General features: G+C 46.9%; 15 protein-coding genes and 4 tRNA genes. 13 read left to right on the forward strand and 6 right to left on the reverse strand.

Annotated features, from left to right (window positions below; all coding sequences use genetic code 11):
- Nucleotides 1-21: 21 nt before the first annotated feature.
- The 5 genes from nagE to nagA are packed head-to-tail and all read right to left on the reverse strand — an operon-like array spanning nucleotide 22 to nucleotide 5,012.
- The gene (nagE, locus tag ACINLD_RS10120; protein ID WP_026589462.1) at nucleotides 22-1,395 is read right to left on the reverse strand and encodes an N-acetylglucosamine-specific PTS transporter subunit IIBC; all 1,374 of its coding nucleotides are present in this window, start codon (nucleotides 1,393-1,395) and stop codon (nucleotides 22-24) included.
- Nucleotides 1,396-1,397: 2 nt separating this feature from the next.
- Complete coding sequence (murQ, locus tag ACINLD_RS10125) at nucleotides 1,398-2,294, reverse strand: N-acetylmuramic acid 6-phosphate etherase (protein ID WP_077735882.1); 897 nt, start codon at nucleotides 2,292-2,294, stop codon at nucleotides 1,398-1,400.
- Complete coding sequence (locus ACINLD_RS10130) at nucleotides 2,291-3,022, reverse strand: GntR family transcriptional regulator (protein ID WP_077735883.1); 732 nt, start codon at nucleotides 3,020-3,022, stop codon at nucleotides 2,291-2,293. The genes murQ and ACINLD_RS10130 overlap by 4 nt, the downstream gene beginning before the upstream one ends.
- On the reverse strand, nucleotides 3,019-3,765 hold the full coding sequence (gene nagB / locus ACINLD_RS10135; protein WP_077735884.1) for a glucosamine-6-phosphate deaminase: 747 nt from the start codon (nucleotides 3,763-3,765) through the stop codon (nucleotides 3,019-3,021). Before nagB ends, ACINLD_RS10130 begins: the two co-directional genes overlap by 4 nt.
- A 2-nt stretch (nucleotides 3,766-3,767) precedes the next feature.
- Nucleotides 3,768-5,012, reverse strand: coding sequence for an N-acetylglucosamine-6-phosphate deacetylase (nagA, locus tag ACINLD_RS10140; RefSeq protein WP_077735885.1), 1,245 nt, complete (start codon nucleotides 5,010-5,012; stop codon nucleotides 3,768-3,770).
- A gap of 172 nt (nucleotides 5,013-5,184) precedes the next feature.
- On the opposite strand from nagA, the gene ACINLD_RS10145 reads away from it, so the two are divergent.
- Nucleotides 5,185-6,066: a helix-turn-helix transcriptional regulator gene (locus ACINLD_RS10145; protein WP_077735886.1), complete on the forward strand. Its 882-nt coding sequence runs from the start codon at nucleotides 5,185-5,187 to the stop codon at nucleotides 6,064-6,066.
- A 37-nt stretch (nucleotides 6,067-6,103) separates the two neighbouring features.
- On the opposite strand, the gene ACINLD_RS10150 is transcribed toward ACINLD_RS10145, so the two are convergent.
- Nucleotides 6,104-7,309: a CynX/NimT family MFS transporter gene (locus ACINLD_RS10150; protein WP_026589457.1), complete on the reverse strand. Its 1,206-nt coding sequence runs from the start codon at nucleotides 7,307-7,309 to the stop codon at nucleotides 6,104-6,106.
- A gap of 354 nt (nucleotides 7,310-7,663) precedes the next feature.
- Between ACINLD_RS10150 and ACINLD_RS10155 the strand changes: the two genes are divergently transcribed.
- From ACINLD_RS10155 to ACINLD_RS10210, 12 genes are all read left to right on the forward strand, one after another.
- Nucleotides 7,664-7,882, forward strand: coding sequence for a hypothetical protein (locus ACINLD_RS10155; RefSeq protein ID WP_077735887.1), 219 nt, complete (start codon nucleotides 7,664-7,666; stop codon nucleotides 7,880-7,882).
- Between the two features lie 224 nt (nucleotides 7,883-8,106).
- Nucleotides 8,107-9,471, forward strand: a complete 1,365-nt coding sequence (gene dnaB / locus ACINLD_RS10160) for a replicative DNA helicase (RefSeq protein ID WP_026589455.1) — start codon at nucleotides 8,107-8,109, stop codon at nucleotides 9,469-9,471.
- Between the two features lie 313 nt (nucleotides 9,472-9,784).
- Nucleotides 9,785-11,077, forward strand: coding sequence for an adenylosuccinate synthase (locus ACINLD_RS10165; RefSeq protein ID WP_026589454.1), 1,293 nt, complete (start codon nucleotides 9,785-9,787; stop codon nucleotides 11,075-11,077).
- Nucleotides 11,078-11,135: 58 nt separating this feature from the next.
- Nucleotides 11,136-11,549, forward strand: a complete 414-nt coding sequence (locus ACINLD_RS10170) for an NUDIX domain-containing protein (protein ID WP_026589453.1) — start codon at nucleotides 11,136-11,138, stop codon at nucleotides 11,547-11,549.
- Nucleotides 11,550-11,783: 234 nt separating this feature from the next.
- Nucleotides 11,784-11,859: transfer RNA gene (locus tag ACINLD_RS10175), tRNA-Lys, on the forward strand.
- 10 nt (nucleotides 11,860-11,869) lie between these two features.
- Nucleotides 11,870-11,941: transfer RNA gene (locus ACINLD_RS10180), tRNA-Glu, on the forward strand.
- A gap of 85 nt (nucleotides 11,942-12,026) precedes the next feature.
- A tRNA-Asp gene (locus ACINLD_RS10185) sits at nucleotides 12,027-12,103 on the forward strand.
- 19 nt (nucleotides 12,104-12,122) lie between these two features.
- Nucleotides 12,123-12,195: transfer RNA gene (locus ACINLD_RS10190), tRNA-Phe, on the forward strand.
- A gap of 404 nt (nucleotides 12,196-12,599) precedes the next feature.
- Nucleotides 12,600-13,307, forward strand: coding sequence for a response regulator YycF (yycF, locus tag ACINLD_RS10195; protein WP_026589451.1), 708 nt, complete (start codon nucleotides 12,600-12,602; stop codon nucleotides 13,305-13,307).
- A gap of 7 nt (nucleotides 13,308-13,314) precedes the next feature.
- A complete protein-coding gene (walK, locus tag ACINLD_RS10200; RefSeq protein ID WP_026589450.1) occupies nucleotides 13,315-15,159 on the forward strand; it encodes a cell wall metabolism sensor histidine kinase WalK in 1,845 nt (614 codons plus the stop codon).
- Nucleotides 15,149-16,516 carry a YycH family regulatory protein gene (locus ACINLD_RS10205; protein WP_077735888.1) on the forward strand — a complete coding sequence of 456 codons (1,368 nt, stop codon included), beginning with the start codon at nucleotides 15,149-15,151 and terminating at the stop codon, nucleotides 16,514-16,516. Before walK ends, ACINLD_RS10205 begins: the two co-directional genes overlap by 11 nt.
- On the forward strand, nucleotides 16,503-17,345 hold the full coding sequence (locus ACINLD_RS10210; protein WP_026589448.1) for a two-component system regulatory protein YycI: 843 nt from the start codon (nucleotides 16,503-16,505) through the stop codon (nucleotides 17,343-17,345). Before ACINLD_RS10205 ends, ACINLD_RS10210 begins: the two co-directional genes overlap by 14 nt.
- Nucleotides 17,346-17,358: the final 13 nt, after the last annotated feature.

The raw sequence follows: 17,358 nt of genomic DNA on the forward strand, positions 1-17,358 counted from the left end.
TCTAGTGAAGGGGATTCTCTTTTATTCCGTATGTTTTCTCATTTCATTTGCCAAAAACTCGACATCTGTGCCGACGATGACCTGGAGCTCGTGCTGGTTGAGCTTCACGATGCCTTTGGCGCCCAGCGCTTTCAATGTTTGTTCATCCAATTTGGATGCGTCGCGGATCTTAAGGCGCAGCCGGGTGACGCAATTGTTCAATGTGTCGATGTTTTCTTTTCCGCCCAGCGCTTCAAGGTATTGGACCGCAAGCGATTCGTATTTGGAAGACCCCGTTTCCACGCTCACCGGCGCGGCCTCCTGCTCGGTTTCATCTTCTCGTCCCGGTGTTTTCAAATTCAGCTTTGTAATTAAGAAGTAAAAGATGATGAAATAGATGATACCGTACACCAGTCCGACCGGAAGCAGCAATAGCGGTTTTGTGGCGATTCCATAGTTTAAGAGATAATCGATCGTTCCCGCTGAAAAGGTAAAGCCGTGATGGATGCCGAGCATGTTGGTCACGGTCATCGCGCTAGCCGTTAAAATGGCGTGAATACCGAAAAGGAGCGGTGACAGGAACATGAATGTAAACTCAATTGGCTCTGTTATCCCTGTTAAAAACGATGTAAACGCGAGTCCGATTAATAAACCGGCCGTTGCTTTACGGCGGTGTTTTTTAGCGGCGGCGATCATCGCAAGACACGCCGCTGGCAGACCGAACATCATGATCGGGAAGAAACCGGTCATAAATGCGCCCGCATTCGGATCTCCGGCAAAGAAGCGGTTCATATCACCCGTTTTGCCGGCGAATTCGCCAAAGACCATCCAAACCATGTTGTTTAAAATATGATGGAGACCGAGCGGAAGCAACAGCCTGTTCAAAAGACCGAATATTCCGACTCCTAATGCCCCAGCATGAATGATCCAGGTGCCGACGGCGTCGATTGCTTGCTGTGCGTATATCCAGACAAACCCGAAAATGCCCGCGAGGATGATGGAAGAAAAGGCCGTCATGATCGGAACGCAGCGTTTTCCGCCAAAAAATCCAAGCCAGTCCGGCAGTTTTGCATCTTTAAAGCGGTTATACATGACGGCGGCGACGACGCCTGAGATGATCCCGCCGAGAACCCCCATATTGAGGTCTTCATTAATGGCTGCAAGGCCGCCTGTCAGCACAAAATAGCCGATGGCTCCGGATAGGGCGGCGGCGCCGTGTCCGTCCTTTGACAGGCCGATGGCGACACCTATCGCAAAGATGATCGGCAATTGATCGAGAATCGACTGACCTGAAGCGGCAATGAATGGAATGTTAAACAGGTCTTCCCTTCCTAAGGCAAGGAGCAGTCCCGCGGCAGGAAGAACGGCGATCGGCAGCATCAGGGCGCGGCCGATGTTTTGAAGAAATCCCAACATTGTTAAAACCCCTTTCGATAATAGTGAATTGCTTTTTTTAAATGGCCGTTTACATGGGCTAAACAGCGTCCGGCATCTTCCGAAGATCCGTTTGTCAGCACGATAAAGATCGCAGCCTTAATGTCGAAGCTGCTTTCTTTTAAAGCCTGCAAAGCTTCCTCCCGCGAGACGCCGGTTGTATTCATTAATATGCTGATGGCCCGGTTGGACAGCTTTTGATTGAGCAATTTCATATTGACCATCTCGTTTTGATAAACGTGCCCGAGCCGCACCATTGCAGCGGTTGACAGCATATTCAGAATCATTTTTTGCGCGGTTCCGGCTTTGAGGCGGGTTGAGCCGCGGATGATTTCAGGTCCCGTTTGCACCTCAATCGCGATTGCGCTGTTTTTGCCTGCTTCTGTCCCTGTATTGCAGCTGATCGATACCGAGACGGCCCCCATCTCTTTGGCATAGGATAAGGCGCCAAGGACATAGGGAGTTGAACCGCTGGCCGTCACGCCGATGAACAGATCGTCTTTTGAAAACGAATGCGCCTGCAATTCGGCGACGACCTTTTCCGGGTCATCTTCATTTTCTTCAAGCGGCTTCCACATTGCTTCATGTCCCCCCGCGATAAGGCCGACCCACTGATTTTCATCGATGGAGAATGTCGGCGGCAATTCCGCGGCGTCAAGGACAGCTATTCTGCCGCTTGTACCGGCTCCGGCTGTAAACACCCTTCCGCCGTTCTGCAGGCAGCTGACAATTTCGTCGGCGGCATCGGCAATTTGGGGGAGGTGAGGCTTGATGGCGCCCGGAAGCGAACGGTCTTCTTCATTCATCAAAGTGACGATTTCCAACGCGCTCATCTCATCGAGCGCTCTGCTTTTTTCATTGGTTTCCTCTGTCTTCTTCATGTTTCTTTCCTCTTCATATCGATGACGAATTTGTAGCGGTCGCCTCTGTAGACGGATTTCACCATTTCAAACGGTCTGCCGTCTTCCAAATAGCTGCATCGCTCAATCAAAAGAACGGGCGCGCCCACATCAATGTCGAGCGGTTCGCTTTCTGCCTGGGTCGCGATAGACGGCTCCAATGTCTGTGCCGCGCGGTCGATGGTGAGAGACAGCGTGTTTTCAACATAGTCGTACAGTGAGGCGCTCATAATATCCTCTGTCAGACCTTTTATCAAATCGGCCGGCAAATATGAGATTTCGTATGCCATGGGAATTTCGTCGGCAAGGCGGATCCGTTTCACTTCGTAGACGGGTGAGCCTTCCGCGATCTCCAATTTGTGCGCCGTTCGCTGATCACAAGCGATAATGCCGAATCCGAGCATGTTCGTGCCGGGTGTCATGCCTCTTGATTTCATGTCTTCAGAAAAACTTGTCAACCCTTTGAGAGGCTGCTCAATCTTCGGCTTGGCAATGAATGTTCCTTTCCCCCGCTTCCGTACGAGGATGCCTTCGTTGACAAGGTTGTTGACCGCTTGCCGGACGGTCATTCTGCTTACTTCATATTTCTCGGCAAACTCCCTTTCCGAAGGAATCAAGTCCCCGAGCTTTAAGTCTTTTGTTTCGACCATCTTTTTGATTTCAGTTTCAATCTGGTAGTAGATGGGGATGTGGGAATCTTTTTTTATCAATCGATCATACCCCTTTCTTTCACAATCGATAGCGCATCACTGTCAGCGATGATGACGACATCCTGGTGTTTTTTTAATATGGAAGCGGGGATGTCTTCACTCGGTTCTTCACTGAGCAGTTTGGCCAGAATGCCGGCTTTTTTCGCCCCTGAAACGAGCAGCAGAATCTGTTTGCTTTTCATGATTGTCGAAATACCCATAGTCACAGCCTGGGACGGGACGGACGAAAGATCATCGAAATAGCGGGCATTGGCTTTTCGCGTTGATTCTGTCAGTGTGACGACATGTGTTTGAGACGAAAACGGTGTCCCCGGTTCATTAAAGCCGATGTGACCGTTTAAGCCGAGGCCGAGCAATTGCAGGTCAACACCTCCCAGCCGCTCGATCAACTGCTCATAGCGTCTGCATTCGACGGCCAAATCTTCCGCCATGCCATCAGGCAAATAGGTATGGCTTAGGGGAACGTCGATATGGTCGAACAGCTGGTTTTTCATATAGCGCGTATAGCTGTTCTCATCATCAGGTGAAATCCCGACATACTCATCCAGGTTCACAGTGTATACATGCTTATAGGACGTTCCATTTCGCACGAAATTTTCCCTCAAGGTTTGATACGTCCCAAGAGGCGTTCCTCCTGTCGCAAGGCCAAGCACGGGTGCAGAGAAGCGATTCACTTTGTCGATGATGAATCGGGCGGCTTTTTGACTCATATCCTGATAATCTTTAGCTTCAATGATATTCATGGTTAAACCTCCCTTTTGTTGAACGCGATAACCCCTTTGCACAGCGTCATCACAACTTCGCTTTTTTCGTTCAAAACGATCAAATCGGCATCCTTTCCATTTTTGATGCTGCCTTTGCGGTCGAAGATCTGAAGCTGTTTGGCAGGGTTCACCGCTGTCATATGGACGATGTCTTCCAGTGTACATTCAGAGAATTCCATCATGTTCCGGGCAGCCTGATCCATCTTCAAAATACTGCCGGCCAATGTGCCGTTCTGAAGCACGGCTTTCTCATCCTTTACAAACACCTCCTGGCCGCCTAATGTATAAGTTCCATTCTTAAGACACTTTGCGCGCATCGCATCGGTGATTAAAATGATGCCCTCTTTCTGTTTTTGCCGGAAGGCCAGTTTCATGACGGCTGGGTGGACGTGAATCCCGTCTGCTATCAGCTCAGCGATCAATTCACGATGTAAAAGGGCGCTGCCCGCTACCCCGGGCTCCCGGTGGTGCAGACCCCGCATGCCGTTGAACAAATGGGTGACATGTGATAAGCCCGCTTCGATCCCTGCCTCCATTTCCTTTAACCCTGCATCAGAATGGCCGGCTGAAGCGACAACACCGGTTTTATTCAAATAAGAGATGAGCTCTAAAGAGCCTTCCAGCTCAGGCGCGATCGTCACCTGTTTAATATGGTTCCCTGAAAGCTCCTGCCATGCTTTGAATAAAGATAAGTCAGGCGGAATGATGGCATCGGGCGGCTGGGCCCCGCACCGCTTTTCTGAAATAAAAGGGCCTTCCAAATGAATCCCTAAAACTTCGGCAGTGCCCGGACGAATGTCTGACTCCATATAGCGTTTGACATTTGCCAAGGCTTGTTCGATGCTGGCTGCATCCTGGGTCATCGTTGTTGCGAGAAAGCTTGTCGTCCCTTCTTTCGGAAGGGCTTCAGCCATCGTGTTTAAAGCTTCGGGCGTTCCATCCATGACATCCGCGCCGTTTGCACCGTGAATATGAACGTCAATCATCCCGGGGAGCACTTTAAAGTTTTCCGGAAATGTCAGCGGCTCAGCGGTCTGTGCAGCTTCGGGAAGCTCTGACATTGATCCGCAAGCCTCAATTGTTTCTCCATTTGTCAGGACAAATCCATTTTCTATCATTCCATTTTCACTGTAAATACGAAGATGTTTTAAAATATAGCGTTTAGTTTGGTTAGTTTTCACAGCCAAAAGTCCTTTCTTGAAAACGTTATCATCAGTATAGAACATTATAGTTCTAGTTGTCTAGACCATTAACAAAAATATTTTTCTTCTATCCAATCATACATCATGACACACCGTTTGCCGGCTTTTTTGTCAGGTTATATCCACATCGCAAAAAAAATCAAAAAAGGCGATGCGGAATCCAGTATTCTAGAGGTGAAAGGAGACTGCGGCCAACATGCATTATGAAAGGGCGGTTCAAAAAACGATCGATTGGCTTGAATCACATTTGCACGAGCAGATTTCAATCGAGGATATTGCCGGTGTGTCGGGATTTTCCAAATTTCATTTTCATCGTATTTTTCAAGCGGAAGTCGGGATGTCAGCCGCTTCCTATATTCGTATGAGGCGTCTTGCCCATGCTGCTACAGACCTGCTTTATACAGATCACCGTATCATCGATATTGCGCTGCACTATCAGTTCGAGTCACAAGAAGCGTTTACAAGGGCGTTTAAAAAGCTGTATCACATGCCGCCGGGCGCATACCGGACATTGATGAGGCCGATCGCTTCAAAAAAGGAGGAATCTTGGATGGAGAAAAACATGAAAGGCTGGGTACTAAGCGGAAGCCACCCGTTTCAATTCGAAATGGGGATAGATCGGGAACATGTACTTCACGGCAAAGCTTCAGGCTATTTAAAATCAATCATGGTTCAGGATATCGGTGAGTTTGCCACGATGATGCAGCAGTTTAAGGCTGACCGCTACCGCGGGAAAAGGCTGCGTCTGTCCTGCTTTATCAAAACGAAAGGAGTGCAGCATTTTTCTTCTCTTTGGATGCGGGTCGACAGTGCGGCGGAGGATGTGCTTCAATTTGATAATATGAGCAATAGGCCGATTACGGGAACGACGAATTGGAATCGTTACGCCGTAGTATTAGATGTGCCTGAAAACAGCGCGGTCATTTCATTTGGGATTCAGCTATCCGGCCCCGGTCATGTGTGGATCGATCATGTCACATTTGAAGAGGTTGACGAAAGTGTTCCGTCAACGAATATGGAAATACACGGTGAACTCTTAGAAGAACCGGTTAATTTATCATTTGAGGAAGAGTTATAAAGGGAAAAAAGCTGCCGGGAAATCCCGGCAGCTTTTTTTATGCTGGTTTGGCGTAGATATACTGATTTCTGCCCGCGCCAAGCCCTGCACCAATGAGAGCGACAAGCGCGGCGACGAAAAGCAGGATCGGTCCGTTCCATGAATGCATATGATCATATAAAAATCCGACAAAACTAGGGCCGATCGCCGCCAGCAAATAACCCGCGGATTGCGACATTCCTGATAAAGCTGCCGCCTGATCGGCGTTCTCGCTTCTCAGTCCGATGAGAGCCAGCGCCAAGCTGATGCTTGAACCTTGTCCAATTCCGATCAGAATCACCCAGAAAGTCAGCATGGCCGTACTGCCTCCGTATAAAAGGCCTGACATCCCGGCTAAGTAAAGAATGCCGAGAGCAAGGACGATGCTTCTCTGATTTCGGAAACGACCGGCGAGCACCGGTGTTAAAAATGTCGACGGAAGGCTGGCAAATTGCATCAGCGACAGCATCCAGCCGGCAAGCGACATGCTCATCCCGTGGGAGCGGAGGATTTCAGGCAGCCAGGCGATCGTACAATAAAACAAGAAAGACTGAATGCCCATAAAGAAGGTGACCTGCCAGGCGATTTTGGAACGCCAGACGGTTTGTCCCTCCGTTTTGACGCGGACGGTGCTGTTGGCCGTGTCATGATAGCGCAGCTGCGGAACCCAGAGCAAAATGGCGATAAACGCCAATCCCGCCCATACCATCAGTGAAGCGCTCCATCCCCACTGCAAGCCGTGAGCAAGCGGAATGCTGATTCCGGAAGCGAGCGCCGCAAATATCGACATGGACGTTGTATACAAACTTGTCATGATGCCCGCTTTATCGGGATATTTGTGTTTGATGAGGCTTGGCAGCAGCACATTGCAGATGGCGATCCCGACTCCGATCAGAGCGGTTCCTGTAAGCAATGTAAAACGATCCCCATAGGAACGCAGCAAAATGCCGATCAACAGAACGACCAATCCCACCCAAAGGGTTCTTTCATTGCCCAGTTTCTGTCCGAGCTTTGGAGCGATTGGAGAAAGAAACGCGAAAGACAATAGCGGCAAAGTCGTCAAAAAACCTGCCATCCCGTTTGTCATGACCAAGTCGGAGCGGATCGAACTGATCAATGGTCCGACTGATGTAATGGCGGGTCTTAAATTAAAAGCGATAAAAATAATTCCGGCAATCAATAAGATATTGTGTATACGGGTGCGTCGAGCGTCATTGTATTGCATGCTGTATTCTCCTTTGCTTTCAGGTGAAAAAGTGACATGAAAAAGAAACCCGGAACGCGGTCCAAGGTTACTTTTGGCGATCCTGCTTCTGTATGACGGCAAGTTTTCAAGCGGAATATGCTGCGGCATATGGCATGGTTTGTTCGGACAGGAAGATTTAAGGATTCCGAAAGGTTTTGCGCCGCTTCGGCTCATATTATAAAGACTTCTTCTTTTCCTCCATTTTCTATTGTACCCGAGCGTCCTAGGGACGCAACAGTAAATATGAGTGACAACATTTATTGTAACATCATATAACAAATGAGTTGGAAGAAAAAGAGAAAGAGACTATAAATGAAATAGGAGGTGCTGCGCATGAATACGACATTATCGGCATTGAAAAAGAAATTGTATGACCTTCAGGTCAGATCAAAAGGCCTTTACACATTTGAAGAATACAAAGATATGCGCAATGTGCTGCAAACGCTGAGGATGAGGTTTGCAGCTTATGAGGAATGGGATTTATATCAACATGCGACCGATCTGATGGTCAGCATGCTGTTTAAAAACAATTGGAACGGCAGGCTGGACTGAAGGTCAAACACCTTTAAGCTTGTCGTTTTTACCACCTGCGGCTGTGCGGCCGCCCCCGTTATACCCGTCACTCCTTTTTCTCCTGTACAGGTCAACACTTCCTTTCCGCGAAGCTTTCTATGAAAATATTTCCGAATAAAGGGTTTCTTCCAGAGTCTATTTTTTTTCTGTGAAAATGGTAAAATAGACGTTGGGTTATTTTTTATGGGAGGACGGTGCTTAACATGACAGATCTTCTGAATGACAGGCTGCCGCCGCAAAATATTGAAGCTGAGCAGGCCGTGTTAGGTGCTGTTTTTTTAGAACCATCGGCATTAACTTTGGCGTCAGAAGTCTTGATTCCAGATGATTTTTACAGAATGTCGCACCAAAAAATATTTAACGCCATGCTTGTTCTCGGGGACCGCGGCGAGCCTGTAGATTTGGTGACAGTCACATCAGAGCTTGCGAATACGGATCTTCTGGAAGAGGTCGGCGGAATTTCTTATTTGACGGATATTGCAAATTCTGTGCCGACTGCGGCTAATATAGAATATTACGCAAAGATTGTAGAAGAAAAATCGATTCTGCGCCGCTTGATCCGTACGGCAACGACGATTGCCCAAGACGGATATACGCGGGAAGATGAGGTCGAGGATCTTTTAAGCGAAGCGGAAAAAACGATTATGGAAGTCGCCCAGCGCAAAAATACAGGGGCCTTCCAAAATATTAAAGATGTTCTTGTGCAAACCTATGACAATATCGAACAGCTTCACAACCGCAAAGGGGATATTACCGGAATTCCGACCGGTTTTACGGAGCTTGACAGAATGACAGCCGGCTTTCAGAGAAATGATTTGATCATCGTTGCCGCGCGTCCATCTGTGGGGAAAACCGCTTTTGCTCTGAACATCGCTCAAAATGTGGCGACGAAAACGGACGAAAGCGTCGCGATCTTCAGTCTTGAGATGGGAGCCGAACAGCTTGTCATGCGGATGCTTTGTGCAGAAGGCAACATCAACGCACAAAATCTCCGTACCGGAAATTTGACGGAAGAAGACTGGGGCAAGCTGACGATGGCGATGGGAAGCCTGTCAAACAGCGGCATTTTCATTGATGATACACCCGGCATCCGCGTCAGCGAAATCCGTTCAAAATGCAGACGTTTGAAGCAGGAAAACGGACTCGGCATGATTTTAATCGACTATTTGCAGCTCATCCAGGGAAGCGGCCGTTCATCGGACAACCGCCAGCAGGAAGTATCGGAAATTTCCCGTGCGCTGAAAGCGCTGGCGAGGGAGCTTGAAGTTCCGGTCATCGCCCTTTCCCAGCTTTCCCGCGGCGTCGAGCAGCGCCAGGATAAGCGCCCGATGATGTCAGACATCCGGGAATCGGGAAGTATCGAGCAGGATGCCGATATTGTCGCTTTCTTATATCGCGATGATTACTATGACAAAGAATCGGAGAATAAAAACATTATCGAAATTATTATCGCAAAACAGCGGAACGGCCCGGTCGGCACCGTTTCACTCGCATTTGTCAAGGAATACAATAAATTCGTGAACCTGGAGCGCCGCTTTGATGACGCGGGTGTTCCGCCTGGTGCATAAATCCCTAAGACATGTTCTTAGGGATTTTTTGCGTTCTTACCTGTCTGCGAAGCTATGGGGCGGAATAGGCGCCTTGATTGTCCACATATGTGCCGTTGTCCAAAAATTTGCATGTTCGCTAGTTTTTGAGTTTTTAAGTGAAAAACCGTTTCTCAAAAAGGAAAATTGTAAAATTAATTTTATAATAACGAACGAAAATGTTACGTTGTAAAATTAATGTTCGGATTTACAATTGACTTTAAAGCGTGACACTGATAAACTGATTATGTTTGATATTGATATCGTTTGAAAAGGTTAACGGAGGTGGACGGATATGTCTTCAGTAGTTGTTGTCGGTACCCAGTGGGGTGACGAAGGAAAAGGAAAAATTACCGATTTCCTTTCAGAAAACGCGGAAGTGATCGCACGGTACCAAGGCGGAAATAACGCAGGACATACGATTAAATTTAACGGGGTTACGTACAAGCTGCACTTGATTCCATCCGGTATTTTTTATAAGGATAAAATATGTGTGATCGGCAACGGAATGGTCGTTGATCCGAAGGCATTGGTGACAGAGCTTGCCTATCTACATGAACGCAATGTCACAACTGAAAACTTGAGAATTTCCAACAGAGCCCATGTCATTCTTCCGTATCATTTAAAGCTTGACGCGGTGGAAGAAGAACGGAAAGGGGCAAACAAAATCGGCACGACGAAAAAAGGAATCGGCCCGGCCTACATGGATAAAGCGGCACGCGTCGGCATCCGCATCGCCGATCTTTTGGACCGTGACGTTTTTGAAGAAAAACTCGCCCGCAATCTGGAAGAAAAAAACCGTCTGCTTGAAAAAATGTATGAAGCGGAAGGATTTAAAATAGAAGATATTTTGGATGAATATTATGAGTACGGTCAACAAATTAAACAATACGTCTGCGACACGTCGGTCGTCTTAAACGACGCGCTTGACGACGGACGCCGCGTCCTGTTCGAAGGGGCGCAAGGGGTCATGCTTGACATCGATCAGGGGACATATCCGTTTGTCACGTCTTCAAACCCTGTCGCGGGGGGCGTTACGATTGGATCTGGTGTCGGCCCTACAAAAATCCAGCATGTCGTCGGCGTCTCAAAAGCGTATACGACACGTGTCGGAGACGGCCCTTTCCCGACGGAACTTGAAAATGAGATCGGAGATCAAATCCGCGAGGTCGGCCGCGAATACGGCACAACGACCGGCCGCCCGCGCCGCGTCGGCTGGTTTGACAGCGTCGTTGTCCGCCATGCCCGCCGCGTCAGCGGAATTACGGATCTTTCTCTCAATTCAATCGATGTATTGACCGGAATTGAAACGCTGAAAATCTGTGTCGCATACAAATACCGCGGAGAAATTCTTGAGGAGTTTCCGGCAAGCTTAAAAGCGTTGTCCGAATGTGAGCCGGTCTATGAAGAAATGCCGGGCTGGACTGAAGACATCACAGGAGCGAAAAACTTGAGCGATCTGCCTGAAAATGCGCGCCATTACCTTGAGCGGGTTTCCCAGCTGACAGGCATTCCGCTGTCCATTTTCTCCGTCGGCCCTGACAGATCTCAGACAAATGTGATCAGAAGCGTGTACCGTCCGAACTAACTGATCCAAGCCTCTGCCGTTGTTGCAGAGGCTTTCTTTATCAAAAGGAGGCAAACAAATGAAACGAGTTGATGTCGTCTATTCATTCGCAGAAGAAAACGGGCAAGTCCTGATGGTGAAAAACAGAAAAAATCAATCATGGACGCTGCCGGGCGGCAAGGTTGAAGCGGGAGAGTCCCTGCCGGAAGCGGCCTCAAGGGAAATGAAGGAAGAAACGGGCTGCGGCATTGAACCCCTCGGGATTTTAGCATTAAATGAAGCGGTGATCGGTGACGAGCACGTCTATTTTATCGTGTTCAAAGCAACGGTGACAGACCGTCCTGACACTCTCACATTCGATGAGAACATTCTTGAAGCGAAGTGGATGCCCATAGATGAGGCGAATCGGCTGTTGTCGGTATTTCACCCGCACGGAATCATGCACTGGGTAAACACCGAAGGAGCGGAGTATTTTCATGAAGGGGAAAAATAAATAGAAAGAATATAAAAAATATATTGCCACCTCTGTTCGTTCTATGATAATATAAATCTCGTTGTTGCGAAAAAGAATTTGCATCGCTAGAGCCATTAGCTCAGTTGACAGAGCACGCCCGAATACGCTTCGGAGAATTCGCTTCAGCGTACACATCGAGAGGCATCTTGAAAAAGCTTTCTGAGATGTGGACGTCGTTATGCTAGATTAAATCTAAGGGTGTCATTTAATTTTGAGCCATTAGCTCAGTTGGTAGAGCATCTGACTTTTAATCAGAGGGTCGAAGGTTCGAGTCCTTCATGGCTCACCATTTTCTCTATGGCCCGTTGGTCAAGCGGTTAAGACACCGCCCTTTCACGGCGGTAACACGGGTTCGAATCCCGTACGGGTCATTGATTTACTTTAGCGTTATTGCTAAATCCCCGCTTGCTTCGGAAGGACCACGATTCCTTCCCGAAGCAGGTACTGTAAAATAGAGGTCCGGTAGTTCAGTTGGTTAGAATGCCTGCCTGTCACGCAGGAGGTCGCGGGTTCGAGTCCCGTCCGGACCGCCATTTTAAAATATGAATATTTGGCTCGGTAGCTCAGTTGGTAGAGCAACGGACTGAAAATCCGTGTGTCGGCGGTTCGATTCCGTCCCGAGCCACTTTAATAAAGCGCGTCTGTTAATGGAACAGATGCGTTTTATTTATAGGTTGAAATATAGAATAAACGAGAAAGGGAACAAGAAAGGAAAAAAAGGGAGGCCGGAGGACCCGGCCGAAGAAGAAGACGTTACTATATAGACGTGTTCATCATGAAAGATGTTTCATTTTTCAGTAAAAAAAGTAATGAAAATTTAATGAAGGGGTCCGAGTCAGCGCCATTCTATTCGGATGACATTTCCAAAACTTTTCCCTTGAACTATTTTTTTAATTTTTGTCTCATTAACGTTATAATGTATAAGAAATCTATTTTCATGAATGAGCTTTTTATGACGACTTGATATAAAACGCAAACAGCTCTCTCCCTGAGCGCTGTACGATAACTCTGAACCAGGAGGAATGGATAATGGAAAAAAAGATACTTGTTGTAGATGATGAACAGCCGATCGCTGATATTTTAGAATTCAATCTGAAAAAAGAGGGCTATGAAGTCCATTGCGCATATGACGGCATTGAAGCGCTGCAAATGGTCGAGGAGCTGAATCCCGATTTAGTCCTGCTCGACATCATGCTTCCAAATAAAGACGGTGTCGAGGTGTGCCGCGAAGTCCGTAAAAAATACGACATGCCGATCATTATGCTGACCGCAAAGGATTCAGAAATCGATAAAGTCATCGGTCTGGAACTCGGTGCCGACGACTATGTGACAAAGCCGTTCAGCACGCGCGAACTGCTGGCCAGGGTGAAAGCCAACCTGAGAAGACAGAACACAGCGGTGCCGGCCGAAGAAGAAACATCTTCAAACGAAATACAAATCGGGTCGCTCGTTATTTTTCCGGATGCCTATGTCGTTTCCAAACGCGATGAAACAATCGAACTGACACACCGGGAGTTTGAGCTTCTGCACTACCTTGCAAAACACATCGGACAAGTCATGACCCGCGAGCATTTGCTGCAGACCGTGTGGGGATATGACTACTTTGGAGACGTCCGCACAGTTGACGTAACCGTAAGGCGCCTTCGCGAAAAGATTGAGGATAATCCGAGCCATCCAAGCTGGATCGTCACAAGACGAGGCGTCGGCTATTACTTGAGAAACCCAGAACAGGAATAATGCCCAAATGAATAAAGTCGGTTTTTTTCGCTCCATACATTTTAAGTTTACTTTAATATACATCCTGCTGATCATCGTCGCCATGCAGATCATCGGTGTCTACTTTGTCAGGGAGATGGAGGAGTCCCTTCTGAACTCTTACAAAGATTCACTTGACCAGCGGGTGAACAACCTCTCCTACTATCTTGAGCAGGAGATGACGAAAGACAGAAGCACCGATTCTTCAACTACTTTGAAAGACGATGCAGAGCGGATTTTGAATGATTTTAGCAAGGAAGGCGAAATCCTTGAAGTCAGCTTGATTGATAAAAGCTATGAAGTCATCGCAACTTCCAACCCGTACAATCGGGAAGTAGCCGGTAAAAAGACAACAGAGGGCATCATCAAACGAACATTGCTAGTCGGTATCCCGTACGGAAACAATTTTTTTGATCCGGAACGGGACAGCAGGGTGCGGATTTCCGTCACACCGATTAAAAAATCCAATCAAGAGACGATCGGGGCCATCTATGTCGTCGCCTCGATGGATGATGTCTATACGCAAATCCGGACGATCAATACGATTTTAGCGTCCGGAACACTTATCGCTCTCGGGATCACGGCTTTCCTCGGCATTTTTGTCGCGCGGACGATCACACATCCGCTTTCAGATATGCGAAAGCAGGCCATTGAGCTGGCAAAAGGGAATTTCTCGAGAAAAGTCAGGAAGTATGGAAACGACGAGATCGGTCAATTGGCCACGACTTTTAATTATTTAACAAGAGAGCTGAAAGAAGCTCAATCGATGACAGAAGGAGAACGGAAAAAGTTATCTTCTGTTATCGCCTATATGACGGACGGAGTAATCGCGACAAACCGCAACGGCGCCATTATATTATTAAATTCACCGGCTTTAGAGCTTTTAAATGTTTCACGTGAAACGGCTTTGGAAATGCCGATTACCAAATTGCTCGGTATTGAAGATGAATACTCGTTTGAAGACTTGGTCGAGCAGCAGGACTCTCTCCTTCTGGAGATTGACCAGGAAGAACGGACATCTGTGCTTCGCGTCAATTTCTCGGTGATTCAAAAAGAGCACGGGAAAATTGACGGGTTAATCGCGGTTATTTACGATGTCACAGAACAGGAGCAGATTGATCAAGAGCGCAGAGAGTTTGTCGCAAATGTTTCACACGAGCTCAGAACGCCGCTGACGACGATGCGAAGCTATTTAGAAGCGCTTGCGGAAGGCGCCTGGGAAGATCCAAATATTGCGCCGCGGTTCTTGAATGTGACGCAGAATGAAACAGAGCGCATGATCAGGCTTGTCAACGACTTGCTGCAGCTTTCAAAGTTTGACAGCAAGGACTATCAATTCAACAAGGAATGGGTTCATTTCATCCGCTTCTTTTCACTTATCATTGAGCGCTTTGAAATGACAAAGGAGCAGCACGTTGATTTTATCACCCATCTGCCTGACAGAAATTTATATGTTGAAATAGATCCGGACAAAATTACACAAGTGCTGGACAATATTATTTCAAACGCGCTGAAATATTCGCCTGAAGGCGGCCACATCACCTTCTCCGTTGATGTCAATGAGGAGGAAGAACTCCTTTATATCAGCGTAAAAGATGAGGGTGTCGGCATTCCGAGAAAAGATGTGGAAAAGATTTTCGAGCGTTTTTACCGGGTGGACAAAGCGAGAACAAGAAAGCTAGGCGGAACCGGCCTGGGTCTTGCGATTGCAAAAGAAATGGTACAGGCCCACGGCGGAGATATCTGGGCCGACAGTATCGAAGGCAAAGGAACGACGATCACATTTACCCTGCCATATAAAGAGGAGCAAGAGGATGATTGGGATGAAGCGTGAGACAATGAAAACGATAATACTGTCCTTACTGATTGTGATCAGTCTCCTTTTCACCTTCAATATTTGGGGATTTCAGGGGAATTACGAAAGAGTTGAAGATTCTCAGGCGCAGGTCAGCGACAAGCAGCCGATTACAAACCAGACAAAGCTGTTAAATGAAGCCGTAAAGCCGCAGCAGATGTTTATTCATGACAATGGGAAACATTATTTGCTGAATGATATGACGCTCTATTCACAGCTCTGGGATGATATGAGCCACTGGGAAGTCAAGTCGTTGAGAGACATCTCAGACGAATTTGATAAGCAGAAGTTCAAAAACTGGCTGTACGCGAAAAACAAATTCGCCTCCAAATTGGATCTCGTTTTTAGCGACAATATTCCAATCGATGTGCTGCAGCCGCTGTTTAAATGGTCAGCCAATTCGTATGAGTATAACTCATTTGACCGGGTCATTCTTCCTTTCAATGGAGGAAGCGGCACGAAAAAAATTTATTTTGTCTCCTTCAGCAAAGAGACGGTTGTTGAAGCGGAAATCGAATCGGCTAATTACCGGAACATCCTCTCAGATATTGAGAAAGAAAAATCGCAGATGCCGCTTTATAAGGATTATGAAATTAATGCAAGAAGAGATGTGCTGCTGCCGGTTAATAAGCTGAAGATGTTTGAAAAAGAGTATTTCACCGAAACAATCAGCCCGACGCGTTTTAAAAATGCCCTGTTTGATGACCCTCAAACCGTGCGGCAGGAAACGAACTTAAACAGGCCGGTATATTCGGATGGAACAAGCCTTTTAGAGGTTTACTCAAACAATAGAGAAGTGAAGTTCCAGCATCGAAATTTAGAGCCGAGTTCTTCCTACCAAAATGGAGAACTGATCAATAAAAGCTTTAAATATTTAAATGATACGGGAAGCTGGACGGACGATTATCAGTTTTTCGGCTTGAATGAAAACCAGCAGGTCACTTTTAATTTATTCATGGATCAGATGCCGGTCGTCAACAGCCAGAGCCAGCCTTTTGGAACGACATCCATTGAGCTTCGCTGGGCGAACAATGACATTTTGGATTATAAACACCCGACATATGTCTTAGGAGCGAATGCAAATCCGGTCAGCAAAAAAGAGAAAGAAATCATGAGCGGACAAGAGCTGATTCAATATTTGAAGGACAATGAAGAATACAACTTTGACAAGATTGAACAAATTTTCCCCGCTTATGAAATGGTTTCAGTATCAGCGGAACAAGACCCGCTTGTTAAACTTGTGCCGACATGGTGCATTAAAATAAACGGGAAGGTGCAGCCGGTTTCCGAAAAGGATGCAGTGGTCAAGGAGGGCGTTGAAAGTGGAGTGGAATAGAACAAAAACAATCTTCATCATCGTCTTCCTGATCCTTGATATCTTCTTGGCGTATCAATACTTTGATAAACGGAAAATCAACCAGTTCCCGATTTTAGAAAAGTCGACACTGCAGGAAGATATGAAAGCAGACCATATTTCCTACGGCAACTTGTCGAAGGAGACATCAAAAGGCTCTTCAATCTCCGCGCAAAAAAGGATCTTTAAACCGAGCGAAATTAAATCGTTAAAAGGGCAAAAGCCGAAAACAGATCTGTCGAAAACAGACCCCTTAACAGAAATCAAAATGGTATTTGATGATCCCATTGTGCTGCCGAAAACGGATATGAAAACAAAAGCAAGGGAAATCGTCGATGAGGAAATCATTGACGGCAGCAAGTATAAGTTCTGGAAGATCGACAAGTCTCAAAAGCAGATCATCTTCTTCCAAACGTACAAAGGAAGCTACATTTTTCAGGATCGACAGGATAATACCAACAATGAAATGGGAGAAGTCGTTCTTTATTTCAATGATAAAAACGAAGTCGTTTCTTATAAACAGTCGATGCTGCAGGACATAAAAGAGGTCAAAACGGAAAATCTGATTTCGGCGGTTGGTGCGGTTGAAGCGTTATACTATCCGGATTTTCTGAAGAAATACAGCAAAGTCAAATCGGCTGAACTTGGATATTTCACACAGTATCCTTTGGCAAGCGCCCAGATTTTCGTACCGGTCTGGAGAATCGAAGTAGAACGCAAAACGGACGACAAAACGATAAAAGAAGAATTTATCGTGGATGCACGGGACGGCGCTGTTCTTCAATCACAGGAGAAAAAGGAAAAATCGTAATGGAGTGAGAAAC

This window comes from Bacillus sp. z60-11 (assembly GCF_046464135.1).
Taxonomy (GTDB): Bacteria; Bacillota; Bacilli; order Bacillales; family Bacillaceae; genus Bacillus; species Bacillus sonorensis_A.